The organism is Sorangium sp. So ce327, assembly GCF_051530205.1.
Lineage (GTDB): Bacteria > Myxococcota_A > Polyangia > Polyangiales > Polyangiaceae > Sorangium > Sorangium cellulosum_B.
This window is the reverse complement of the sequence record NZ_CP150330.1, coordinates 4,673,793-4,698,321: the sequence shown is the minus strand read 5'-3', so window position 1 is coordinate 4,698,321 and position 24,529 is coordinate 4,673,793. Positions and strand designations below refer to the sequence as shown.

Here is a 24,529-nt window from a genome sequence, read left to right as displayed (position 1 = left end):
ATCTGATGCTGAACTTCCGCCGGGTCGTCCCGCTGCCCCTCCAGGGACACGCGGCGCCGGCATGCTCGGAGGCGCCTCCGGGGGGTGAGGGCGCACAGCTCGGGCCGCGCCTGCGCCTCGCCCGCCGCCCCCCGGGGGCGAGCGCTACGCGAGCTCCGCCTCCTTCGTGTACACGATGAGCGGAGGCTCGTGCTTCACGATCACGTCCTCGCTGACGACGACCTCCTTGATCCCCGTGCGGGACGGGACGTCGTACATGATGTCGAGCATCGCCGACTCGAGGATGGCGCGAAGACCGCGGGCGCCGCTGTTCCTCTCGAGGGCCTGGCGAGCCACCGCCACGAGCGCGCCGCGGGTGAACTTGACCTTCACCCCGTCCATCTCGAAGAGCTTCTGGTACTGCTTGACCAGGCTGTTCTTCGGCTTCGTGAGGATGTCGATGAGCGCCTCCTCGTTCAGCTCGTGGAGCGTCGCCACGACCGGCAGGCGCCCGATGAACTCCGGGATGAGCCCGAACTTGAGGAGGTCCTCCGGCTGGACGACGCTGAGCAGGTCGCCCAGCTTGAAGTCCTTCTTCGCCTTGATGTCCGCGCCGAAGCCGAGGGTGTTCTGGCCGATGCGCCGCTGGATGATCTGATCGAGCCCGACGAACGCGCCGCCGCAGATGAACAGGATGTTCGTCGTGTCGACCTGCAGGAAATCCTGCTGCGGGTGCTTGCGCCCGCCCTTCGGGGGGACATTGGCGATCGTCCCCTCGATGATCTTGAGCAGCGCCTGCTGCACGCCCTCTCCCGAGACGTCGCGGGTGATGCTCGGGTTGTCGCTCTTGCGGCTGATTTTGTCGATCTCGTCGATGTAGACGATGCCGCGCTGCGCGCGCTCGACGTCGTGATCCGCGTTCTGCAGGAGCTGGACGATGATGTTCTCGACGTCCTCGCCGACGTACCCGGCCTCGGTCAGCGTCGTCGCGTCCGCGATGGCGAAGGGGACGTTGATGATCTTGGCGAGCGTCTGCGCGAGCAGGGTCTTGCCGGACCCCGTCGGCCCCAGCAGGAGGATGTTCGACTTGGACAGCTCCACGTCGTCCGAGGACACCCGGCTGTCGATGCGCTTGTAGTGGTTGTGCACCGCTACAGCGAGGATCTTCTTGGCGCGGTTCTGGCCGACGACGTACTCGTCCAAGGTCGCTTTGATGTCGGCGGGCTTGGGCACCGGGGTCGACCCCGCGTACGGCTCGTCCTTCTCGACCTCCTCCGCGATGATGTCATTGCACAGCCCGATGCACTCATCGCAGATGTACACCGTGGGGCCCGCGATGAGCTTCTTCACCTCTTTCTGCGACTTGCCGCAGAAAGAGCAGCTTAGATTGCCATTCGAGTGATCGTCCCGCCTTCGCTCCACTTCGACCCTCAGTGCGGTCTGCCGACGCTACCGCTTCAATGAGAGGTGGGGTCCCGCCGCGGCGGCGGCCCCTCCAACTTGCGGCGGGAACGGCTTCCACCGTCCCCTGTATTTTCAGCGATGCGCAGCCAAACGCCGCGCTCGGATTCTAGTGCGGTGCCCGTACCGTCGCAAGCTAACGGGGGTGGTCTCCAGCCTGTGGCCGAAGTCAGGGAATCACCCGATGGCGCCCCGCAGTCGGCCACCGACACGCCCGCGCATCGCGCGAAAAACGCGAAAAGCAGCGGATCGAGCGAGCGCAGCGCGGCGCGTGAGGCGCCGGGCCCGCGTGCTCCGCTGCTGCGCGCCCGCGCGCAATGCCCCGCCCGCCACAGCGGCGGGGCGTGGAGCGGCATCGCCACGCCGCGCCGCGGCGCGGCCCAGGGCGACGCCGCGCCGGCCTTCACCCCGAGCACGCCCGCCGGACGCGGCGGCGCGGCCACCTACTTGTTCCGCTTCGGGAAGACCTCGTCGATCAGGCCATACTCCTTGGCCTGCGTCGCGCTCAGGTAGAAGTCGCGCTCGATGTCCTTCGCCAGCTCGTCCCGGTTCTTGCCGGTCGCGTCGACGAGGATGTCGATCAGCGTCTCCTTGATCTTCTTGATCTCGCGCGCCTGGATCTCGATGTCCGTCGCCTGGCCGCGCGCGCCGCCGAGCGGCTGGTGGATCATCATCCGCGCGTGCGGCAGCGCGAAGCGCCGACCCTTGCGACCGGCGCCGAGCAGCACGGCGCCCATCGACGCGGCCTGGCCGATGCACATCGTCGACACCGGGCAACGCACGTACTGCATCGTGTCGTACATCGCGAGCCCCGACGTCACCACGCCGCCCGGGCTGTTGATGTAGACCTGGATCTCCTTCTCGGGATCCTCGCTCTCCAGGAAGAGGAACTGCGCGATCACGGCGTTCGCGACGAAGTCGTCGATCTCCGTGCCGATGAAGACGATGCGATCCTTGAGGAGACGGCTGAAGATGTTCCACTCCCGCTCGCCGCGGTGGGTCACCTCGGTGACCGTCGGGAGGATGTAGGCCTTCTCGCGTTCGAGAAACTCGATGGCTTGGGTGCGGGTTTCGACTCGTCGGGTCATCCGGTGCTCCGGGGGGTTCGCTGCCGCGCGGCAGGGGCTCTACTCCTGGGCCAGACTGCGTCCGATCGCAAGACCGAACGCGCCCGAGGTTACCGGAAATATCGGCCGCTCGCCGCGCGGCGCACGGAACACGCGGCGCGCCGCGGCCCGCTCGATCCAGCCGCGCGCGCCCGACGTCGCTCGAGAGCGCGAGAGGCGCGACCTGGACAAACGGCGCACGCCGGCGCAGCAGAGCTGAGGCGCCGGCGTGCGGGGCAGGAGTCCGGCCATTCCGCGCCGGACCGCTGCTGGACGAAGCTAGCTCGCGTCGGCGACCTTCGCCGCAGCCTCGATGATGTCGAGGATCTTGTCCTCGAGGATCATCCCGGCGAAGAGCTCGCGCTTCTGGGGCTCGCGGTACTCCGCCTTGATCTTCGCCACGTTCTTGCCGGTCTGCTCGGCGAGCTCCTCGTAGCCCTTCTCGAGGTCGGCCTCGGTGATCCTGACCGCCTTCGCCTTCGCGATCTCGGCCATGACCAGGCCCGCGCGCACCTTCATCTCGGCGTCGAGCCGCACGCGGGCGCGGAACTCCGGCGTCGGATCGACGCGCTGCCCCTGCCTCCGCGCCGTCGCGAGCAGCTCGCGCTCGGCGAGCTGCGCCTGCTGATCGACGAGCGACGGCGGGACCGGGATCGGGTTCGCCTTGCAGAGCTCCACGACGAGCTGCTCGGCGACGGCGTCGCTCGCCCGCTGCGTCAGCTCCTTCTCGAGCTTCTTGCGGAGCGACTCGCGGAGCGCGGACAGGCTCTCGTCGCCGCAGTCCTTCGCGAACTCATCGTCCACCTCGGGGAAGATGCGCTCCCGCAGATCCTTCAACGTGATGTGGAAGGTCGCCTGCTTGCCGCGCAGATCCGCGTTGGAGTGCTGCTCGGAGAACGTGACCGAGACGTCCTTCGACTGGCCGGGCGTCATCCCGGCGAGGGCGTCCTCGATCTCCTTGAAGACCTGGCCGCTGCCGAGCTCGGTCTCGATCTCCTGCTCCTTCGTGTCGCGCAGCGCGCCGCCGACCTCGAGGGTGAACGCGATCGTCGCGACATCCCCCTTCGCCGCGGGGCGCTCCGGCTCGGGCGCCTGCAGCGTCGAGTGCTCGCGCCGGAGGGCGGTGATCTCGGCGTCGATCATCTCGTCGCTCGGCGTGGTCGAGGGGCGCTTCACCTCGAAGCCCTCCCACTTCACCTCGGCGATGTCGGGGCGGACCTCGAAGCGGGCCTTGTAGGAGAACGCGTCGTCAGGGCGGAGCTCGGTGGGCGCGATCGCCGGCTGGGACAGGGGCTGCACCTGCTTGTCGGCGAGCGCCTGGTTCAGCGTGGCGTCGACGAGCCGCTGGGCGACATCGGCGTGGATGCGGCCGCCGTAGAGGTGCGCGAGCACCTGGCGCGGCGCCTTGCCAGGCCGGTAGCCCCGGACCCGGGCCGTCCGCTGGAGCGCCGTATAGGCCTTGTCGACCTCGCTCCGGACCCGGTCCGCGGGGACCTCCACCTGAAACTCCATCAGCACGGGAGAAAGCTTTTCGACGTTGACTTGCATGGCGGTTTTTTCGAAGGGCGGCACTCGTGCCACGCGTCGCTGGGGGGGTCAAGACGAGCGACAGGACGCTGCTTTAAAAAAAAGGAGCCCCGGCGGAGAGGCGGCCGCCGGGGCTCGGATCCCGGGAGGGATCGTGCAAGCTGATGTTCAGCGCCGCGCAGCGCCGGCGCTGGTGATGCGACGGAGCAGCAGCGCCGAGCGCGACCGCGAGGACGTGCGAGGACGTTGAAGCCATGCCGCACACCACGCCGCCGCGCCGCCGCGCTCAGTCGTCGTCCGCGACGTCGAAGGGGTCCTTGTCGAAGTCGAGCTCGGCGTCGAAGGACCCTTCCTCCTCGACGATGTCCTCGAGCGAGAAGCCGACACGGCTCGGGCGGAGAATCTCCCGCTCGAACTCTGAGAAGCTCTGATACGACCTGGGAAGCGGCATCTGTCCTCCTCACATGTGCCGAGGCGACGTCGGTGCGTCGGTCTGCTCGGCGAAGCTGGGCACCACGTCCGTGATCAAGGGGCGGTCGACGTCGTCCCGCGACTCGAGGTCGAGGGCGGACGACGGCGCGAGCCGATCGCCGACCTGCGTTGAAGCGAAGGCGAAAGCACGAGGACCTGGGCAGGGGCGAGCGGCGCAGGGCCGCGCCCGTCGCCCCAGAAGGCGCGAGCAAGGACCCGGTCGACGGGCCCCGGGTCGCAGCAGGCGAGCAGCGCCCCGCCGAGGCCGAAGCAGCGGCCTCGCCTCGAGGCTCGACCGCGCGCCCATGCCTTCGCCGTTCGGCTACCTTTGCCTACATCAAGCGACATGTGGGCACTGTAGATATCCCTGCCGTTCAGGCCAACAATCCGGCAAGCGATCGATGGGAGGGCGACGAGCGGGTGACGACGCCCCGCGCGGGTCACGCCCCCGAGGGCGCTCCAGCCCGGCGTCCAGGGCGAGTCCTCGGCGCCGCAGCCCAGCGTCCAGGGCGGCCCGCGGCGGCAGCGCGCCGGGTCCGCGCGCTGGGCCGACCGCAGGACAGACCCGCACGCTCGGTCGAACGTTTGTGTCGAGGCGCCCGCTTCTCTCGACGTGCCGATGGGGGTCGTGTAAGCAGCCTGGTCGGACGCGACACAGCACGATGCCATCGCCCAACGAGGGGGGCGCGCCCGGCAAGCCCGGCTCCGCCCCCAAGCCTTCGCCTGTCATCTTCGCCGTCGCCAACCAGAAGGGGGGCGTCGGCAAGACCACGACCTCGGTCAACCTGGCCGCGAGCTTCGCCGCGGCAGAGTGCCGTACGCTGCTCGTCGACTGCGATCCGCAGGGGAACGCTTCGAGCGGCGTCGGCGTGCGGCGCGGGAGCTTCGAGCTGTCCCTCTACGACGTCCTGATCGGGCGCGCGTCGCTGAAGGACGCGATCGTCGCGACCGAGGTGCCGCTCCTCGGCGTGGTGCCCGCGACCCAGGACCTCGTCGCGGCGGAGCTCGAGCTGGTCGACGCGGACGACCGCGCGGTGCGGCTGCGCAACGCCCTGCGCCCGCAGCTCGCGGGTTACGACTACGTCGTGCTCGACTGCCCGCCGTCGCTCGGGCTCCTGACGCTGAACGCGCTCACCGCGGCGCACCGGGTGCTCGTGCCGCTCCAGTGCGAGTACTACGCGCTCGAGGGGCTGACGCACCTGATGGCGACCATCGACCGGGTGCGGAGCGCCTTCAACCCGGAGCTCACGGTCGAGGGCGTCGTCCTCACGATGTACGACGGGCGCAACTCGCTCACCCACCAGGTGGCCGACGAGGTGAAGGCGCACTTCCGCGTCTTCGACGCGATCATCCCGCGCAACGTGAAGCTCAGCGAGGCGCCGTCGCACGGCAAGCCGGCGCTGCTCTACGACGCGCAGTCGAAGGGGGCGCAGGGCTACCTGAGCCTCGCGCGCGAGATCCTGGACGGCCCGCCCGCCGCCGCGGCAGACACGAAGAAGCGGCCGCGCGGGGACGCCGCCGAGGCGGAGCCGCCGGCTGAGCCTTCGCCCCCGCAGAACCCCGGAGAGCGCGCGAGGGACGCACGACCCAGATCATGAATGCCGATCAGAAAGGGGCGCGGCGCGCGCTCGGACGGGGGCTCGACGCCCTGCTCCCCGCGGCGCCGCCGGCGACAGCGACTGCGGCCGAGGGGCGCAGCGTGTTCGTGTGCGCGATCGAGAAGATCGTCCCGCAGAAAGGGCAGCCGCGGCAGCACTTCGACGAGACCGAGCTCGAGGAGCTCACCGGCAGCATCCGCGAGCACGGGCTCATCGAGCCGCTCATCGTGCGCAGGACGCAGGCGGGGAACGACGCCTTCGAGCTCATCGCGGGCGAGCGGCGGTGGCGCGCCGCGCAGCGCGCGGGGCTCAGGGAGGTGCTCGTCGTCGTCAAGGACGTCTCCCCCAAGGAGGCGTTCGAGCTCGCGCTCGTCGAGAACGTACAGCGGGCCGACCTCAACCCGATCGAGATCGCCGAGGCGTTCGATCGGCTGCTGCGCGAGCACAGCTACACGCACCAGACCCTCGCCGAGCGCGTCGGCAAGGACCGCACGACGATCGTCAACTCGCTCCGGCTGCTCCGGCTGCCGCCGCGGATCCGCACCATGGTCATCTCGCGCGAGCTCAGCGAGGGCCACGCGCGCGCGCTGCTCGGCGCGCCCAGCGACAAGGTGATGGCCGACGTCGCGGAGCGGACTGTCCACGGCAAGCTCCCCGTCCGCAAGGTCGAGGCGCTGATCAAGGCGGCGAAGGAGAAGGAGCTCCGGGCCGCCGAGGGCGAGGAGCCGGGCGAGAAGAAGCGCGGCGGGAAGTCGCCCGCGATCAAGGACCTGGAGGCGCGGCTCGCGCGCCGGCTCGGGACCCGCGTCGAGGTGCGCGACCAGGGCGGCCACGGCGAGCTCGGCATCACCTACGGCTCGCTCGACGAGCTCGACAGGCTCATCGCGCTGCTCGGCGCGTGAGCCGGCGGCCGGGCGCTACTTCAGCCTGGCGCTGAGCTCCTTCACCTTGGCGCGGGCGCGCTTGCCGATCTCGGTGTCGCCGCCGTGCTTCCCGGCCTCGGTGAGCGCGGCGATCGCGCTCTGCGGCTTGCGCTCGGCCAGGAACGACAGGCCGAGGTAGTAGTGCGCGGCCGCGAACCGCGGGTCCACCTTGATCGCCGCCTGGTAGTCGGCGCGCGCCCCCGGCTCGTCGCCGAGTTCGTGGCGGCACGTCCCGCGGCGCACGTGGAACTCGGCCTCCGGCTTCAGCTTGATGGCGCGGTCGAACGCCGCCACGCAGTCGGCGTAGGCCTTCGCCGGCCCGAGCATCCGCCCGATCGTCGCGATCGTCGCCACGTCGTCGCCTGTCGCAGCGAGCGCCTTCCTGAGCTCGGCCGCGGCCCGGTCGAGCACCTTCGCCTCGAACAGCATCGCGCCGTAGGCGAAGCGCGTGGCGGCCGAGTCCTCGGCCTTGAGCGCCGCCTCGTAGTGCTTGCTCGCGTTCGCGACGTCGCCCTTCAGCCCGTACGCGTAGCCCAGGTTCTGGTGGAGCGCCGCCCGGTCCGGCGCCTGCTCGATCGCCTTCGAGAGCACCGCGATCGCCTCGTCCGGCCGAGGCGGCTCGTCCAGGTAGAGCGCGGCCAGGTTCAGCGCGGCGGCCTCGAGCTTGGGATCGCTCGCGAGCGCCTTCTTGTACGACGCCTCGGCGCCGGCGCGATCGTTCGTCTTCTCGTTCGCGAGGCCGAGGTAGTAGTGCGCCTCGGCGCTGCCCGGCTCGTGCTCGATCGCCTGGAGGAGGTGCTGCTTCGCCTCCTCGTACTTCTCGTTCTTGATGTACGCGATGCCCCGGTCCAGCGCCGTGGACGACGCGCCCTTCGAGGCCGCCGCGTCGCTGCCTTCGGGCGGATCGGCCAGGAGCGGGTCGCGCTGGGGCTCCTGCGCGCCACCACACGAAAGGGCGCACGCCGCGACGCACGCGGCGAGCGCCATAGCCGAAAGGACCCGCTGCGCGGCGGGCCTCGCCGTCGTCGTCCACACCGCGCGCGTAAACCACCTCTCGTTCATCCGACACTCCCTTCGCCGTCCAGGCCCTGGAGGACCGCGTGCAGCCGCTCCTCCACCTCTTGCGTCCGCTTGCCGTTCGGGATCTTCGTCCCGTCCGCGTCGCTCACGTAGAACACGTCGGCCACGCGCGTCCCCTCCGTGTTGATCTTGGCGACCGAGATCGAGAGGCCGAGCTGGTAGAGCGCGTCCGAGATCGCGAACAGGAGGCCGGGGCGATCGCGCGTGAGGACCTCGATCACCGTGTGGTGCGAGGCGCGATCGTCGATGGATATCTGCGTCCGGACCTTCGGCGTCGGGCGCTCGCGCAGCGCGCCGCCCCGGCGCTTCTTGGCGAGCTCGGCGCCGGAGAGCTGCCCCGAGAGCACCGCCTGGATGTCGGTCACGAGCTTCGGGATGGCGCGCGCCACCCCCCCTACCCCTTCGCCGCGGTCGCGCACCCAGAACAGGTCGACGGCCTGCAGGCGCACGCCCGCCGGCGGGGACGAGCCCGCCCTCGCGCGGATCACGCCGCCGTCGTCCATCCCTTCGTCGTCGCACGCGCGCGAGTGGATCTGCGCCGCGTGGACCTCGAGGCGCGAGGCCGCGAGCGCGGCCGTGATCGCCGCGAGCAAGCCGGGGCGATCCGGCGCCACCACGCAGACCTCCGCGGCCTCCGGGTGGCGCGACGGGACGAGCGCGACCGAGACGGTGTTGGCGCCGGACTGCTGCTGCCGCGCGAGCTCCGAGTGCGCGGCGATCGCGGCCGGGCTGTTCGCGAGCAGGTAGCGCTCGGGCATCGACGCGAGGTAGCGGGCCAGGAAGTCCCGCTGCGCGCGCCGCTCGGCCTCGCTCGCGGCCGGGAGGTCCTCGAGGGCGCCGACCGTGCCGCTGATCGCGCGGGCCATGCGCTGGTCGTCGATGTCGAACGACCCCGCGTCCTCGCGCGCGCCGCGCAGGGCCCTGTCCGCGGAGAGGTACAGCTCGTCGAGCATGCGCGCCTTCCACGACGTCATCGACGTGGGGCTCGTGGTCGAGATGTCGGCGACCGTGAGCAGGTAGAGATCGCGCAGCCCCTCGCGGCCGTGCACCTCCTGGCAGAACTCGGAGATCGTCGCGGGATCATCGAGATCGCGCCGGGTCGCGATGAGGTACATCACGAGGTGCTTCAGCACGAGGTGGCACGCCTCGTCGATGTCCTCCTGAGGGAAGCCGAGCCGCGCCAGGATCTTCCGGGCCATCTCGGCGCCGCGCCCGCTGTGATCGGTGCCCCCGATCGCCTTGCCCACGTCGTGCAGGAGCGTGGCGAAGAACAGCATCGTCGGCCGGGTCGCCTCGGCGGCGAGCCGGCACGCGAGCCCGAACTCGCCCGCGAGCTCGCCCCGCACGAGCGCCGCCAGCCGATCGACCGCGGCGACCGAGTGAACGTCGACCGTGTACACGTGGTAGACGTCGTGGTGGACGCGCCCGACGACCGGCAAGAACTCCGGGATCATCGCGAGCAGGAGGCCGAGGTCGTGCAGCTCGCGGACGACCGAGCCGCTCTGCAGCTCCGTCTCCTTGCACGTGGCGACGAGGGTCCGGAACCGCTCGGCGGCCTCGGGGCTCTCGCGGAGCGCCGCGCAGAACGCCGGATCGCCGGCGGCGCGGACGATCGCGCCGCGCGCGTACGGCAAGAGCGGCACGCCGCGCTCGACGGCCTCGGAGACGAGCCGCAGCGCGATCGCCGGATCGGTCCTCAGCAGATCCGGATCGCTCATCGTGATGCAGCCGTCGAAGAGGCGGACCCCGGCGCCGAGGTCCTCGTCGCGGCGGCGGCGCCGCGTCAGCGTCGGCGTGGCGCGCGAGACGATCATGTCGAGGGAGCGCGAGATGGTCCGGGCGCTCCGGTAGTAGTCGCTCATCATCCGCTCGATCGCCTCGGGCGACACGGCGCCCTCGCCGGGGGGCGGCGCGCCCTTCCGGCCGGCGTCGGCCGGACCGGCGCCCTTGCTGTAGCCGAGCGCGCCCGCGCAGAGCTCCTGCTCGTCGAACGTCAGCCGGTCGGTCCTCCGCCCGGAGTGCGCGTGGAGCAGGTTGCGGATGCGCCAGAGCATCTCCGCGGCGCTCCGGATCTCCTCTGCCTCGCGGGCGACGAGCGCGCCGAAGCGGACGAGCGCGTCGAACTCGCCGACGCCGTAGCGCGCCTTCGCGGCCCATCGGGCGACGTCGAGATCGCGCAGCCCGCCCGCGCCGTTCTTCACGTCCGGCTCCAGGAGGTAGACCGAGCCGCCGAAGCGCTCGTGCCGCTGCGAGATCTCCTTCCCGAGCCGCTCGATGAAGCGGGGCAGCTCCGAGTGCGCGAAGATGCCCGACGAGGCGCGCTGCCAGAGCGACTCCGACAGCGACGCGTCGCCGACGACGTGCCGCCAGTCGAGCAGGCTCGTCGCGGTGGGCAAGTCCTCGCGCGCGCCGTCGATGAGGTCGTCGATGGTGACGACCTGGTGCCCCACGGCGACCCCCATGTCCCAGAGCGGGTAGAGCAGCGCGTCCGCGATGGCGCTGGCGCGCTGGGCGTTGTGGGCGAGGATGCGCAGATCGAGGTCGCTCCGCAGCGCGACAGCGCCGCGGCCGTAGCCGCCAACGCCGGCGATCGCGACCGAGTCCCACTCCTTGCGGCTGGGCCCGCCGGACTCGCGCAGCAGGTGGAAGAGGCGCGCCAGGAGATCGTCGAGCAGGCGCGCGTGGCGCCGCCCAAGGGCGACCCCGACGGCGGCCGGGTCCGCGGCCGGCGTGGGGCCGCTCGGCGCCGTGCGATCGAGCTCGGCGCGCTCGCGCGCATAGGCGGCGCGGAGCTCGACGAGCCCGCTGGGCCTGGACGTGGGGGAGAGGTCGACGCTCATGCGGTGTCGTTCTGCTTTCTCAGGCGCCCGGGGCGCGGAAGGCGGTGACGTGCGCGTTCACCTTGACCGGCGTGAGGCCGGCGCCGCAGAGGCGCGGCGCCTCGCTCGCGGCGGAGAACAGGAGCCCGCCCGGGCCGAGCTCGGCCGCGAGGCGGCGCGCCACCGCGTCGCCGGCGGGCTCTGCGAGATACAGGAGCACGTTCTTGAAGAAGATGATCTGGAACCCGCCGCTCGGCACGGCGTGCACCAGATCGCAGACCTCGAAGGACACGACGTCGCGGAGCTGCTGGCCGACGTGCAACGCTCCGCCCTTCTCTTCACAGTACCGCTGAACGAAGGACGGGGGGAGCTGGTCGACGGCCTCGGCGGAGTAGACGGCCTCGCGCGCCGCCTCGATCGCCGGAGCGGCGCGGTCGACCCCGAGCACGCTGAAGCGGCGGCCCGCGCTCGCGAGCACCATCGCCAGGGTATAGGCCTCCTCGCCGGTGCTGCACCCGGCCGAGAGGCCGGCGATGGGCAGGTCGGGCGGGAGCCTGGGCAGCACCGAGGTGGCGATGGCCTCCCAGATGATCGGGTCGCGGTAGAAGCGCGTCTCGCCGACGCGGAGCGCGCTGACGATCTCCTCGATGGCCTCCCTGTCGTCCCGCAGCCGCTCGGCGGCCGCGAGCGGCGACACGCCGTGGCGCGCGGCCACGGCGCTGAGCACGGCGAGGACCCGCTCGCGCACCCAGCCCGGGGCGGCGAGGCTGCGGCCCAGGCCGAACCGGCGCTGCAGCTCGGCGAGCGCGAGGTCGACGGCCCGCTGGGCGGACCGCGCCGCAGGACCTCCTCCCGCTCTCGACGATCGGGCCATCGAAGGTCGTCGCTATCAGCCGAGGAAGCCGGCTTTCCTGGCCTGGGCTCCCTTGCCGCCGCCGTCGAGGGCGATGGCGAACACGTCCTTCAGCGCGAGCACGAACGTCTCGCCCTTGGTGCTGCGCGCCTTGAGGAGCCCGCCCGCGCTCGACACGGCCTCGATCTTGGTCACCGGGAGCGACACGCCGTCGTGCGCGGCGTAGATCGTGAGCACGCGCCCTTCAGGGAGCTCGGCCCAGCCGTCTTTGTCGGTCTTCGCCTCTGCCGTCTCGAGGGCTGCCTTGAGTAGGTCGTCGGTCATGAGCAACGTTTCCGTCCCGCGCCCTGCCGCGTCAAGCACGTGCTCGCCCTTACCGTGATGCAAGGCGATCGGCGTCCTGCGGGGCCCCCTCCGTGGTACCGTACTGTGCGGATGTCGAGAAGGCCGCCCAGCCAGGTCTCTCCCCCCCCGCGCGCGACCCCCTCGGAGGCGCAGCAGGTGGGCAACATGCCGCCGGGGTGGCAGCCGGAGGATCACCTCTTCGTCGACGACATCAAGAAATCGTTCGGGGCGACGAAGGTGCTGCACGGCATCACGATGCACCTCCGGCGGACCGAGACGGCGGTGATCATCGGCGGATCGGGCGCCGGCAAGACCACGCTGCTCCGGCTGCTCATCGGGCTGGAGCGGCCGACCACCGGCCACATCTGGGTCGACGGCGTGGACATGGGCGCGCTCGACGATTTCGAGATGAACCGGATGCGCCAGCGGTTCGGCATGGTGTTCCAGTACGCGGCGCTGCTCGACTCGCTGACGATCTTCGACAACGTGGCGTTCCCGCTGCGCGAGCACCGGAAGCACATGTCGAAGCGGGACATCCGCGACAAGGTCGTGGGCATGCTGAACTCGCTCGGCCTCGAGAACAAGGAGGACCGGATGCCGTCGGAGCTGTCCGGCGGGCAGCGCAAGCGCGTGGGCCTGGCGCGCGCGCTGATGCTCGAGCCCGAGATCCTCATCTACGACGAGCCGACCAGCGGGCTCGATCCGCTGACGAGCCGGATGGTCGACGACCTGATCGAGGAGACGCGGGCGCGCTTCAAGGTGACGAGCGTGGTGATCTCGCACGACATGGCGAGCACGTTCCGCATCGCGCACCAGGCGTTCCTCGTGATCCAGGGGCGGGTCGTCGCGTCGGGGACGCCGGACGAGCTGGCGCACGGCGACAACGAGCAGGCGCGCCAGTTCATCGCGGCGTCGGGGGTGGCGACGGACGAGGTGTCGCGGGTGAACCGGCCTGCGCTGGCGGACAGCACGGGCGGGCGGGTGATCGAGTTCAGGAAGGCGGCGGAGTAGCTGCCGGGTCGAGCGCCGCGCGACGAGCACGGTCTCCTCGGGCCTACCCTCGCTCGGGGGATGCTTACAGGCGGAGCACCGCGACGCGGCGGCCGCGGGGTGTCGTGGCCTCGCTGAACCGGGGCGCGGTTCGGGCGAGGCGCCCGCGCGCGTCGAAGATCACGAGCGTCCCCCGCTTCTGGCGCAGGCGTGCGAGGTAGTCGTCGAGCTGGGCGAGGCCTTCGAGGAGCGGGTCCTTCTGGCCCTTGCGCCACACCTTGAGCTCGATCGCGCGCCGCTGAAGGGCCCGGGAGCCATCCGGCTTCTCGTACGGGAAGCGGACGAGCAGGTCGATGCGCCCACGGCCGACGCCGTACTCGCGATCGATGAAGCCGCCGCCGTTGACTGCGCGCTGGAGGAAAGCCATCAGGACGAGCTGCGGGGCGACCTCGGGGTACGGCATCCCGGAGGCGAGCACCTCGCCGTGCTCGTGCCAGAAGGCCGCGAACGCGCGGAGCAGTCGCCGGAACGCGAGGCGGCCGTCGGGCAGGCGGAAGCGCTCGGGCGGGGCGTCGATCCGCTCCTCGGCCGACGAGGACAGGACACGGGCGATCACCTCGCGGTAGATGGGGTTCGCGACGCGCAGCGGCTTGTCCTGGGCCACGAGGCCGAGATCGCGGACATAGGAGGCGTCATCGTCGTACGTGTCGCCGCCGCCCTCGTACGTCCCCGCGATCAAGGGCTCGAGCACGCGGCGCACGCGGGGCTCGGCGAGCTTGCTGACGAGCGAGTCGAGATGGGTAGCGCGGGCCAGGATGAGGCGCTCCTTGGCCTGCTCGACGTGCGCGCGGGTGATGGGCTCGCTGGGCGGGACGGCCATCTCCTCGACGATCTCGCTACCGAGCGCGTTGGCGAGCCAGGGCTGGCCGGCGGTGAGCTCGAACGCTCGCGTGAGCGCTGCATCGAGGAAGACCTGACCGGTGTCCTCGGTGTGCTGGGCGTAGAGCGCGCGGAGCTCCTCCTCGGAGAAATCTCCGAGCCGGAGCGACTTGAGCTTGATGTTGAACGGGCTCGCGGTGCCGAGGCGCCCGGGATCGCCGCCGCTCGCGGCCTTGTAGTCGCGCACGTCGCGCAGCCCGCAGAGGATGATCGAGGCGGGGAAGTGCTCGGGACGGCTGGGGAAGCCGGCACGGAGCTGGCGCAGGACGCTCAGGAGGCCCTGTCCGCGCAGGGCGTCGATCTCATCGAAGATGAGGGCGAGCGGGCGCGGACAGGTACGCGCCCAGGCGGTAAGCGCGGCGGAGAGGAGACCCTCGTCGCCCTCGAGGGAGAACGGAGGCGGCTGGAGCGCGGGGGGCAGCGCGATCTGGGCCGCACGCGTGAGCTCTCGCAGGACGGCTCGCTGGGCGGAGCCGTAGTCGTCGCCGGCGGCGCTGCCCTCTTCGCAGGAGAAGAGGACGGCGGCGTGTCGCCCCGAAGCCGTGAGCCGCTCGGCGACGGCGCGCAGGGCGGTGGTCTTGCCCGTCTGCCTGGGGGCGTGGACTACGAAGTAGCCCATCTGCTCGACGAGCCCTGGGGCCTCGGGCAGGCGGCTCTCGGCCGGGATCATGTAGTGCAGATCGGGGCGGCACGGCCCGGTCGTGTTGAAGCGGCGCTTCACCCGCGCGAGCGTTGGGCCAGCGGCGGCGAGAACGCAAGGACGCGGTCGCCGAACACGGTGAGCGCGACTCGAGCGAGAAGGTGAAACCAATGGATCGGTGGTTCTGGATCGGCCTCGGCGGTGCAGCGGGGACCCTCGCCCGCTACGGGCTCTCGACGTGGTGCCAGCAGCGCTTCGGCGCCGAGTTTCCGTATGGGACGCTCGCGGTCAACGTGATCGGGTCGTTCTTGCTCGGCGCCATCGGAGAGATCGCCGCGACGACGGAGCTCCTGTCACCGACGCTCCGCCTCAGCCTGAGCACCGGCGTCATGGGCGGCTTCACCACGTACTCGAGCTTCAACAACGAGACGATCCGCCTCATCGAGCACAAGTCGTGGGCGGCGGGGCTCGCCAACATCGCGATCACGCTGGTCGCTTGCCTGCTCGCCGGCGTCCTCGGGATGGTCGTCACGAGGCGGCTCATCGCGAGCTGAAGGCGTGGATACGGGCCGTGGAAAGCGCCGGCGACAGGCGGCGCCGCCCGTGATCCTGGGGGATGAGGCTCAGCCGTCGGCGCCGAGGATCGGTGTCGTCTCGCCCTGCGCCGGCAGTACGGCGCCCGGCGCTCCGCCGGCGGCGGGCGGGGGCGTCTCTGCGCCGGACGAGGGCTTCTCTCCGGCGGGCGGGGGCTTCTTGCCGGAGCTGCCGGAGCGGGCCTCGAACATCCATGCGGCCTTGTTCAGCTCGGGGACCAGGATCGTTCCATCGACCCGGCGCGCCGCGCGGAAGGCGCGGAGGATCTTCTCGATCACGATCGCGACCCGTCCGTCCTGCAGATCGAGCGCGCGCTGCGTCACCCGTCGCCCCGCGGCGATCTGGACGCTGGCGACGCCGCGCACCCGCTGCGCCGTGGCCCGGAGCGCGGCCGCGCACTCGGCGCCGACGCCGTAGTCCTCGAGGACCTTCGCGTCCTGCGCCGGATCGGCCCTTCGGGTCTCGTCGATGAAGCTCGCGAGCGCCTCGAGTCCCTTGGCGAGGCTCTCGGGGGAGTCGGCGCGCCCCACGACGGCGTCGACCCGCGCCATGCGGCGAGCGCCGAGCGCGTTGCGCAGGCCGTCGTAGCAGAGATCGCGCTCGCCGATGCCGTCGCGCATCGCGCTCCGCCCCTGCACCTCGAGCGCGGCCCTCGCGCCGGCCGCCTCGGTCTCCGCCGCGTCGTGCGACCGCTTCATCGCCTGGAGCCTGCCCGCCTCGGCGACGAGCAGCGGCAAGAGCGCCGCAGGCATGCGCACCTTGCCGCGCTGCGCCTCGGACAGCGAGCCCAGGATCCGCCGCGCCGAGGCGACGAAGTGCGGGGCGTCATCGATGAGGCTCTGCGAGTCGATGCGCGTCCCTTCGGCGACGAGGTCCTCCTCGGGGACGCCCGCGTAGGTGCGCGCGGCGAACGCGCCATCCGCGGGGCCGAGCTCCCTCGCGAGCGCGTCGAGGGTGACGGTGGTGGGTGAGCTGATCGGTACCTCGGCCGGCGATGCCGCCGGCGCGGGCTTCTTGGTCTTGGAAATAGCCATGAGAAGAGAGGCTACGGGAGAGGGTAAAGGAAGGGAAAGCGGGCACATCGGCGACGCAAGATCACGTCGCGACGATCCGGTTCGAACGAATGCATGGGGGCCGGGAAAGCGGCGCAGGGTCGGCCGCTGCGGCGCGCTTGGCGGGATGCGACGTGCGCACCAGGCGAGATCAACGGCGCCACGACGGCGGGCGGCGCGCGCGAGACCGGGGGGCAACACGCGCAACCCCGGTCGCGCCGGCGCACCACGGGCGCGGGGCGCGCGCACGGCGCCGGGCGACGCACGGACAGGCGCCTGGAACGCGCGCACGACACGGAGGCAGCATGCGGCAAGCCCGTCGCCCCCGCGCGCCAGAGATCCCGAGCACGCGCACGACGCGCCGGGAAGGCGCAGACGACGCACTGCATCAACCATCTCCCCTACCCTCCGTCGCCCGCGATCACCGCGCCGCAGGCTCGCCGCGTCCCGCTCCCCGGGTCACTCCACGAGCCCGCGCTCCCGGCTCGCCTCGTCCAGCCGCACGAAGCTCGCCCCCCCACGCGCGAGCTCCTCCACGAACGCCCCCAGCGCCTCGATCCGCCTGCCCAGCGCGATCCGGAGCTCCGGCTGGTACGGCGCGAGCGCCTCGAGGCCGTCGCTCCGGTCGAGGAAGTCCATCCCGTGCAGCTCCAGGTTGACGAGCGCCTCCCCGGCGCACGCGCGCGCCAGGAGCCGCGCGCCCGCCGCGCCCGCGAGCGCCACGCTGCCGCCAATGACCGGCAGCCGGAGCCCCGGTGTCACCTGGATCGGCAGCTCGACGAAGCGCCGGCCGCCGCGCCGGTACCACGGTCGCCCCGGCCGGTACGGCCGGCGCGGCGCGGCGAGCACTCGCGGGGTGTCCAGGATCGCCGACGACCCCCGCCCCTTCACCCGCTGCACGCCCATCGCGAGCGCCTTCGCGGCGTAGTACGGCGGGCACGGGAACACCGAGGAGTCGAACGCGACCCCGACGGCGTCGAGCGCGTCGAACAGCGCGTCGCTCACCGTGTACCCCGGCGCGCGGAAGCCCGTCGGACGCCGGCCGACGGCCTCCGCGATGGCCTCGGCGCCCAGCAGGACCTCCCGCGCGATCGCGGCGCGCGGGAGCCGCGAGAGGTCGTAGCGGTGCCCATACGAGTGGTTCTCGACCGCGTGACCGGCGTCGCTCAGCGCGCGCAGGGCCGCCGCGCTCTCGGGGCGCGCGAGGTCGCGGCCGATCGCGAACAGCGTGACGGGGATGCCGTGGGAGGCAGCGAAATCAGCGATGCGCGGCAGCGCCGTGTCGTAGACGGCGCTCAGCGCGGCCGCCGCCCCGGAGCGATCCGGGACGGCGAGCCCGTGGATGGCGAAGTAGTTCGGGACCTCGTCGAGGTCGATCGAGACGGCGGCGAGGCGCCCCCGCATCGGACCGCGTCAGCTCGCGGCCATCTTCGCCACCTCGGCGGCGAAGTCGTCCTCTTTCTTGGCGATGCCCTCGCCGCGCTCGTACCGCACGAAGCGCGTGAGCTTGAGCTCGCCGCCGGCCGCCTTCGACGCCGCCTGGAGGAGCTTCTCGATGGTCTGGCCGCTCTCGCCGCGCGAGGCCGCCTCCACCGACTCCTGCTCGAGGAGCGCGACCTCCGAGTACCACTTGTTGAACTTGCCCTCGATGATCTTCGGCCACGCCGCCTCGGGCTTCGGCTTCGGATCCTCGCGCAGCTGCGCCTCGAAGATCTCCTTCTGCTTGGCCTTCAGCTCCTCCGTGACCTCCTCGCGACGGAGGACGAGCGGGCTCATCGCGGCGGCCTGCATCGCCGTCTCCTCGACGAACTTCTGCACCGCAGGGTGCTCCGCCACCGCCTGGCTCGACGTCTCGACCGCCACGAGCACGCCGATCTTGCCGCCGAGGTGCACGTACTCGTGCGCCACGCCGTGCTTGCCCGCCGGGATCGACACGCGATCCCAGCGGCGCACCGCGATCTTCTCGCCGATGCGCGCGGTCAGCTCGGTGGCCGTGTCGGCGATCGACTTGCCGCCGATCGAGAGCTGAGCCGCGTCCGCGCCGTCGGGCGCCTTCTCGACCGCCGCGAGCACGTCGCCGACGAACTGGCGGAACGCGTCGTTGCGAGCGGCGAAGTCGGTCTGGATGTTGACCTCGACCATCGTCGCGCTGCGCCGGTCGGCCGCGACCACCGCGCGGACCTCGCCCTCGGTGGCGGACGCGCCGGCCCGCTTGGCGCTCTTCGCGAGACCCTTCTTCAGGATGATCTCGACCGCCTTCTCCATGTCGCCCTCGGCCTCCGTGAGGGCGCTCTTGCAGTCGCTCATCCCCGCCTGGGTACGCTCACGAAGCTCCTTGATCGCCTGCGCATTGATGCCGGCCATGGCTCTTTCTCCTTCAACCTGAACCTAGATAGGAAGAGGCCGCGCCGAGCGGCCCCCGTTCACCACACGTCCGACTGCTGTTGCACGAACGGCCCAGCGAGGGCGGGTCGAACCGCAGAGGCACAGAAGGCGCAGAGGCGTGAAATTTTCATTTCTGTCCCTGCGCCCTCTCTGCTCTCTCGCGGCTGCCACACCGCCCAGACGAGCAGCGACGTCGTCGTCACCGCGCCGCCCGAGCGCTGGGCCGCTCCGTCGCGGCTCGCGCCGCGCTACGACGCCTGCTGCTGGCGCGGACCGCCGCCGCGGCCGCCGCGGCCGCCCTGGTAGACGTTGATCTCGTCGCGCTGGCCGCGACCGCCGCCCGCCGCCTGCTGCCCGCCCTCGCCGTGATCCTTGCGGCGCTGCGCGCCCTCGACGCACGCGTCCGCAACGCGGGCCGTGATCAGCCGGATCGAGCGGATGGCGTCGTCGTTGCCAGGGATCACGAAGTCGACGAGATCCGGGTCGCAGTTCGTGTCCGTGATGGCCACGACCGGGACGTTCAGCTTGCGCGCCTCGCTGATCGCGATGGACTCCTGGTGCGGATCGATCACGAAGATCGCCGCCGGGAGGCCACCCATCCCCTTGAGGCCGCCCAGGTACTTCTCGAGCCGCTCGCGCTCCTTCTCGAGGCGGACGACCTCCTTCTTGAGCAGCTGCTCGTAGGTGCCGTCCTCCTTCATGCGCTCGAGCGTGCGCAGGCGATCGAGGCCCTGCTTGATCGTCCGGAAGTTCGTCAGGGTGCCGCCGAGCCAGCGGTTCGTGACGAAGTACATGCCCGCCCGGCGGGCCTCCTCCTGCACGATGTCCTGCGCCTGGCGCTTCGTGCCGACGAACAGCACGTGGCCGCCGCGGCCGACGGCGTCGGTCAGGAAGTCGTACGCGCGCTTGAAGAGACGCGTCGTCTGGTCGAGGTCGATGATGTGGATGCCGTTGCGCGCGCCGTAGATGAACGGCCGCATCTTCGGGTTCCAGCGCTTCGTCTGGTGGCCGAAGTGCACGCCCGCGTCGAGCAGCGAGCGGAGCGGAAGCGGGAAATCCCCCGGCTGGGGGGCGGCGGCCTGCATGGTGTCGGCCGCGGGGACGGATGCGGAGAAGCTGGTATCAGTCACGGCAGTGCCCTTTCGGTTGGTCCGCCGCTCCCCCTCCCGCGACCAACCCCATGCGCGGACAGGAGCGTCCGTGCTGATGGGGCACCGGGCCGCGGAATGCCGTGGGTGCCAGGAGAGCGTGTGGATTCGGTTCTGCGGCAGCGAAGGCGAGGATTCAGCCTCCGCTGTCCCCCTCGTCACGAGACCGCAAGAAGGGGGCGGTTTGCTACCCCGAGGCGCCTCGCTTGTCAAGCGATGAAGCCGCCACCCCGGCGTGCACGATTTCCGTGTGTTTGCGTGTGTCTCCGCGCGGTTGTCCTCGCAGCCACCCACGCAGTTGTCTTCGTGCAGTTGCCTTCGTGCAGTTACCTTCGTGCAGTTGCCTTCGTTGCGCCAGCTGCGCCGGTGGGACCACGCGGCGCGGAGCACGGGAACGCCGGGCCACGCCCCCTGGCGCGCCGTGGCCCGGCATCCGCGATGGCGTACACTCGCCTCGTGCGAACCGCATCACGAGGCTTTCTTACCGCACGCTTCGCTTCAGTCTGCGCAGGGCTCGCGATCGTCTCTGCGTGCATCGCCTCGGCGCCGGAGGGCATCCGCCGGCAGACCGACGGCGATGGCGGCGATTTCGGCGTGGACCCGCAGACCACGTCGACGTCATCGTCCGCCGGCGCAGGGCTGCCCGGCGGCGATCCGCACGCGCTGCTCGGCGCGGACCCGACGCACGGGCCGTTCAACGGAGGCCAGCGCGTCCTGCTCCACGGCAACGGCTTCAGCTCCCAGGTCCGCGTCTGGTTCGGCGACGTCGAGGTCGATCCGTCCGCGATCGTGCCCATCGATCCCAGCCGGGTCCAGGTGGCGGCGCCGCCGGGCGCGGCGGGCCCGGTGGAGCTCGCCGTGCAGAACGGCGACGACACGTCGACCCGGCGAACGCTGCCGGGCGGCTACGTGTACGACGCGCTCTATGCGTCCCCGTCGAGCGGGCCGATCTCCGGCGGGACGACCATCGAGCTCGTCGGCCAGGGCACGCGCTGGAACGAGAGGACGGTCGCGAAGATCGATCAGAAGCCGTGCACGTCGCTCGCCGTCCAGGAGCCGACGCGGCTCCTGTGCACGGTGCCCCAGGGCACGCCCGGCGCGAAGACGATCTCGGTGACGACCGGCGGCGAGACGATCCTCGTGCTGGACGGCTACACCTACGAGGACAGCGAGAACGGCTACAAGGGCGGGCTCAGCGGCGCGCCGCTCGCCGGACGGCTGAAGGTGCTCGTCTACAACAACTTCACGGGTGATCCGATCCCCGGAGCGAGCGTCGTCGTCGGCACCGACACGACCTCCCCGATCGAGGTCGACGCGTCCGGCGTCGCGGTGATCGAGGACGCGTCGCTCGATTCGCCGCGCACCGTCACCGTGGCCGCGACGTGCCATAGCCCGATCTCGTTCGTCGACGTGGCGGTCGACACGGTGACCGTCTACCTGGATCCGGTGCTCACCCCCGCGTGCGGCGCGTCCGGCGATCCGCCCCCGCCGGTCGGCGGCAAGGTCGGCAGCGCGGGGGCGATCGAGGGCGAGCTCGTCTGGGACACGTCGCTGGACCCCGGGAGCGTTGCGTGGGGCAACATCCCGAGCCCGCGCCGCGAGACCGAGCGAAAGGCGGCGTACCTGTTCACGACGGGCGCCGATCCTCTCGCGACCTTCAAGCTGCCGTCCGAGTTCCAGGCCATCACGCCGGAGACGTCGGGCGAGCTCGGGCACGGGTTCACGATGTACGTCGCGCCCGGCAACCGCACGATCTACGCGCTGGCAGGCCTCGAGGATCGCTCGACGACCCCGCCGCGGTTCACCGCGTACGCCATGGGCGTGGTCCGCGGGATCCCCGTGCTCCCGAACGAGTGGACGAGGGAGGTGTTCGTGCGGATCAATCAGCCGCTCGACCACGCCCTCTCGATGGACGTCAAGGCGCCGGCGAAGGGGCCGAAGGGGCCGGATCGGATCCAGGCGAACGTGTCGCTGATGATCGGCAACGACGGGTTCGCGACGCTCCCGATCGGCGCACAGAGCCCGCTGATCCCGTTCGACGGGGGGCTGACGTTCGTCGGCGTGCCGCCGCTCGCCCGCGACCTGCTCGGCGCGAGCTACCACTCGTCCGCGCGCGCGGTGACCGGCCAGGCCGGGCTCGCGCCGCTGTCCGTCGTCGGGCGGGTCCTCTCGACCAGCACGAGCGAGCCCGTGCGCATCGGCGACTTCGTGGGGGTGCCGACGCTCGAGGCGCCCGCGCAGAACACCGCCTGGGATGGGTCCCACCTCGCGACCTCGTTCGGCGCGGGCGCGCCCGTCGACCTCAGCGTCTACGACATCGCGAGCGGAAACGGCCTCATCCGGTGGACCGTGGCCGTGCCGGCAGGGTCTCACGCCGTCGAGGTGCCGGACCTCCGGCAGCTCGGGCTCGAGCACGGCGCGCTGCCGCCGGGGCCGCTCACGATCGGGGTGTACGGGGCGCGGATCGACGGCTTCGATTACGGCAAGCTCGTCTACCGGCAGCTCAAGCCGGCAGGGATGACGGCCTACTCCCTCGACAGCTTCAACGCACACCTGTGATGAACGCCCCGCCCCACCCGACGCGAGCGCGCAGGCCGACGCGCGCACGGAAGCCAGGACGCCGCGCCCGATCGCGGCACGCTGCAGCCGCCCTCGTCGCCGTCGCCGCGGGGCTCGGGCTCGCGCCGAGCTGCTTCGACAGCGGCACGCGGTGGGGTGAGCGGCCGGAGGAGCCGCCGCTCTGCACGGCCGGCGACGTGCGCTGCGGGGCGGAGCTCGCGCGCTGCGAGGAGACCGGCGCAGGGCTGGCCTGGGTGACGCTCGACGACTGCGCCGCTCGAGGGCTCGTCTGCGCGTCGCTCGAGCTCGGCTGCCGGCCCTGCGTTCCCGCTGCGCGCTCGTGCCGCGAGCAGGACGTCGTCGTCTGCGACGCGGACGGCCGCTTCGGCCGCGTGATCGACACGTGCGACACGGAGGCCGGCGAAGCGTGCCGGAGCGGGAGCTGCCAGCAGCTCTGCGCCGTCGCGGAGCTCGAGCGGAGCAACGTGGGGTGCGAGTACTGGGCGGTCGATCTGGACAACGCGCGGATCGACGCGACAGGAAACGCGGCGGCGCAGCAGTTCGCGGTGGTGGTCTCGAACCCGCAGCCGGACGTGCCGAACGAGATCCACATCTTCCAGGACGACGGCGCGCCCGGCGACGAGCCGGCCCCGGTGGAGATCGCGAGCGCGCTCATCGCGCCGCTCTATCTGCAGGTGTTCAAGCTCGGGCCGCGCGAGGTCGATGGCAGCCCGGAGGGCGAGTACAACACGGGCACGCACACGGCGCTCACGCGGCACGCGTACAAGATCACGTCGAAGTTCCCCATCGTCGCCTACCAGTTCAACCCGCTGGAGAACGCCAACGTGTTCTCCAACGACGCCTCGCTGCTGAAGCCGCGCGAGGCGCTGACGTACAGCCCGGGCGCGATGGCGACGGCGTACGTCGTCACAGGGTGGCCGCAGACCATCGCGGTCACGGACGATCCGGACACGAACTTCGATCCGCAGAACCCGATCGACCTCCGGGCGTTCCTGACCATCGTCGGGACGCGCGAAGGGACGACCGTGCAGGTGACGACGAAGGCGAAGGTCGTCGGGGGCGGGCCCGTCCCGGAGACGCCGGAGGGCGGGTCGATCGAGGTCAAGCTCGGCGCGTTCGACGTGCTCAACCTGGAGAGCGGCGGGTTCAACGCGGACTTCACCGGATCGATCGTGAAGGCCGATCAGCCGATCGCGGTCTTCACCGGGAGCGAGGCCTCGGACGCGCCGCACTTCGAGGTGCTCGCGGATCGCCGCTGCTGCGCCGACCACCTGGAGGATCAGCTCGATCCGACCCGGACCGCCGGCAAGCGGTTCGCGGTGCCGCACACGCCGAGCCGGTCGCTGACCGTCAAGGAGGCCGGCGCGCGGATCGAGGCCGTGCCCGAGCCGGAGTACGTCAGGATCGTGGCGGCCAGCGGCAAGGGCGCCGTGATCGAGACGACCCTGCCGCCGCCGGACGATCGGATCACGCTGTCGGCGCTGGGCGAGTTCCGCGAAGTGACGGCGTGGGGCGACTTCATGATCGAGAGCTCCGAGCCGGTCATCGTGTCGCAGATCATGGCCAGCCAGAACGCGACGGGGGTCAAGCAGGGGCTGCCAGGCGGAGACCCGAGCCTCATCATCCTGCCGCCCATCGAGCAGTTCCGGCCGGACTACGTGTTCCTGACCCCGGACAAGTACGCGTTCGACTTCATCTCGGTGGTCGCTCCGAGGTCGGCCGTCGTGCGGCTCGACGACGCGACGCTCGGGCCGGACGAGTGCGAGATCGCGCCCGCGGACGGGCTCACGGAGGAGCAGCGCGGGGGCGGCGCGCCGTCGTTCGTCGTCTACCGCTGCCAGCTGAGCTTCGCGGCGATCGATCCGGCGCGGCAGGCGCCGGACAACGTGCTGCCCGGGATGCAGCGCGACGGGGTGCACTGGCTCACGGCCTCCGCGCCCGTGGGGCTGCTCGTGACGGGGTTCGACTCGTTCGTGAGCTACGGGTACGCGGGCGGCACCGAGCTCCGCGAGATCGCGCCGCCGGACTGAGCCGCCGCG

The 24,529-nt window shown here is 71.4% G+C and carries 19 protein-coding genes; 6 read left to right on the top strand and 13 right to left on the bottom strand.

From position 1 onward, the window contains the following. Positions 1-144: 144 nt before the first annotated feature. The 4 genes from clpX to WME95_RS17605 form a co-directional block, all read right to left on the bottom strand. Positions 145-1,401 (bottom strand): ATP-dependent Clp protease ATP-binding subunit ClpX, encoded by a 1,257-nt coding sequence (clpX, locus tag WME95_RS17620; protein WP_012235779.1) that lies wholly within the window; start codon positions 1,399-1,401, stop codon positions 145-147. Positions 1,402-1,883: 482 nt separating this feature from the next. Beyond that, positions 1,884-2,528, bottom strand: coding sequence for an ATP-dependent Clp protease proteolytic subunit (locus WME95_RS17615; protein WP_012235778.1), 645 nt, complete (start codon positions 2,526-2,528; stop codon positions 1,884-1,886). A 297-nt stretch (positions 2,529-2,825) separates the two neighbouring features. After that, positions 2,826-4,094, bottom strand: a complete 1,269-nt coding sequence (gene tig, locus WME95_RS17610) for a trigger factor (protein WP_437553051.1) — start codon at positions 4,092-4,094, stop codon at positions 2,826-2,828. Positions 4,095-4,359: 265 nt separating this feature from the next. Next, a complete protein-coding gene (locus WME95_RS17605; protein WP_437909523.1) occupies positions 4,360-4,524 on the bottom strand; it encodes a transcriptional regulator in 165 nt (54 codons plus the stop codon). A gap of 682 nt (positions 4,525-5,206) precedes the next feature. On the opposite strand from WME95_RS17605, the gene WME95_RS17600 reads away from it, so the two are divergent. Next, positions 5,207-6,142, top strand: a complete 936-nt coding sequence (locus WME95_RS17600) for a ParA family protein (RefSeq protein ID WP_437909522.1) — start codon at positions 5,207-5,209, stop codon at positions 6,140-6,142. Beyond that, entirely contained in the window at positions 6,139-7,044 is a 906-nt protein-coding gene (locus WME95_RS17595) for a ParB/RepB/Spo0J family partition protein (protein ID WP_437553047.1), read from the top strand. The genes WME95_RS17600 and WME95_RS17595 overlap by 4 nt, the downstream gene beginning before the upstream one ends. Before the next feature lie 15 nt (positions 7,045-7,059). Here the strand turns inward: WME95_RS17595 and WME95_RS17590 are convergent, their stop codons facing one another. Genes WME95_RS17590 through WME95_RS17575 form a run of 4 tightly spaced genes read right to left on the bottom strand, consistent with a single transcriptional unit; the run spans position 7,060 to position 12,141 of the window. After that, positions 7,060-8,127, bottom strand: a complete 1,068-nt coding sequence (locus tag WME95_RS17590) for a tetratricopeptide repeat protein (protein WP_437909521.1) — start codon at positions 8,125-8,127, stop codon at positions 7,060-7,062. Next, a complete protein-coding gene (glnD, locus tag WME95_RS17585) occupies positions 8,124-10,985 on the bottom strand; it encodes a [protein-PII] uridylyltransferase (protein WP_437909520.1) in 2,862 nt (953 codons plus the stop codon). The genes WME95_RS17590 and glnD overlap by 4 nt, the downstream gene beginning before the upstream one ends. 19 nt (positions 10,986-11,004) lie before the next feature. Next, complete coding sequence (locus WME95_RS17580) at positions 11,005-11,838, bottom strand: CheR family methyltransferase (protein ID WP_437872506.1); 834 nt, start codon at positions 11,836-11,838, stop codon at positions 11,005-11,007. A 15-nt stretch (positions 11,839-11,853) separates the two neighbouring features. Beyond that, the gene (locus WME95_RS17575) at positions 11,854-12,141 is read right to left on the bottom strand and encodes a hypothetical protein (RefSeq protein WP_044965043.1); all 288 of its coding nucleotides are present in this window, start codon (positions 12,139-12,141) and stop codon (positions 11,854-11,856) included. 186 nt (positions 12,142-12,327) lie between these two features. On the opposite strand from WME95_RS17575, the gene WME95_RS17570 reads away from it, so the two are divergent. Then, positions 12,328-13,173 carry an ABC transporter ATP-binding protein gene (locus WME95_RS17570; protein WP_437910995.1) on the top strand — a complete coding sequence of 282 codons (846 nt, stop codon included), beginning with the start codon at positions 12,328-12,330 and terminating at the stop codon, positions 13,171-13,173. A 64-nt stretch (positions 13,174-13,237) separates the two neighbouring features. Here WME95_RS17570 and WME95_RS17565 read toward each other — a convergent pair whose 3' ends face one another. Next, on the bottom strand, positions 13,238-14,812 hold the full coding sequence (locus tag WME95_RS17565) for an ATP-binding protein (protein ID WP_437909519.1): 1,575 nt from the start codon (positions 14,810-14,812) through the stop codon (positions 13,238-13,240). 89 nt (positions 14,813-14,901) lie between these two features. Here WME95_RS17565 and crcB point away from each other — a divergent pair, with 89 nt between their 5' ends. Next, the gene (gene crcB, locus WME95_RS17560) at positions 14,902-15,285 is read left to right on the top strand and encodes a fluoride efflux transporter CrcB (RefSeq protein WP_437909518.1); all 384 of its coding nucleotides are present in this window, start codon (positions 14,902-14,904) and stop codon (positions 15,283-15,285) included. 69 nt (positions 15,286-15,354) lie between these two features. Here the strand turns inward: crcB and WME95_RS17555 are convergent, their stop codons facing one another. The 4 genes from WME95_RS17555 to rpsB form a co-directional block, all read right to left on the bottom strand. Then, on the bottom strand, positions 15,355-16,359 hold the full coding sequence (locus WME95_RS17555) for a hypothetical protein (protein ID WP_437909517.1): 1,005 nt from the start codon (positions 16,357-16,359) through the stop codon (positions 15,355-15,357). Positions 16,360-16,836: 477 nt separating this feature from the next. Further along, positions 16,837-17,781, bottom strand: a complete 945-nt coding sequence (locus tag WME95_RS17550; protein ID WP_437909516.1) for a polysaccharide deacetylase family protein — start codon at positions 17,779-17,781, stop codon at positions 16,837-16,839. Positions 17,782-17,790: 9 nt separating this feature from the next. After that, positions 17,791-18,741, bottom strand: a complete 951-nt coding sequence (gene tsf, locus WME95_RS17545; protein WP_437909515.1) for a translation elongation factor Ts — start codon at positions 18,739-18,741, stop codon at positions 17,791-17,793. A gap of 269 nt (positions 18,742-19,010) precedes the next feature. Then, positions 19,011-19,847: a 30S ribosomal protein S2 gene (rpsB, locus tag WME95_RS17540; RefSeq protein WP_437555413.1), complete on the bottom strand. Its 837-nt coding sequence runs from the start codon at positions 19,845-19,847 to the stop codon at positions 19,011-19,013. A gap of 519 nt (positions 19,848-20,366) precedes the next feature. On the opposite strand from rpsB, the gene WME95_RS17535 reads away from it, so the two are divergent. Next, the gene (locus tag WME95_RS17535) at positions 20,367-22,469 is read left to right on the top strand and encodes an IPT/TIG domain-containing protein (protein ID WP_437909514.1); all 2,103 of its coding nucleotides are present in this window, start codon (positions 20,367-20,369) and stop codon (positions 22,467-22,469) included. Beyond that, positions 22,469-24,520: an IgGFc-binding protein gene (locus WME95_RS17530; protein ID WP_437909513.1), complete on the top strand. Its 2,052-nt coding sequence runs from the start codon at positions 22,469-22,471 to the stop codon at positions 24,518-24,520. Before WME95_RS17535 ends, WME95_RS17530 begins: the two co-directional genes overlap by 1 nt. Positions 24,521-24,529: the final 9 nt, after the last annotated feature.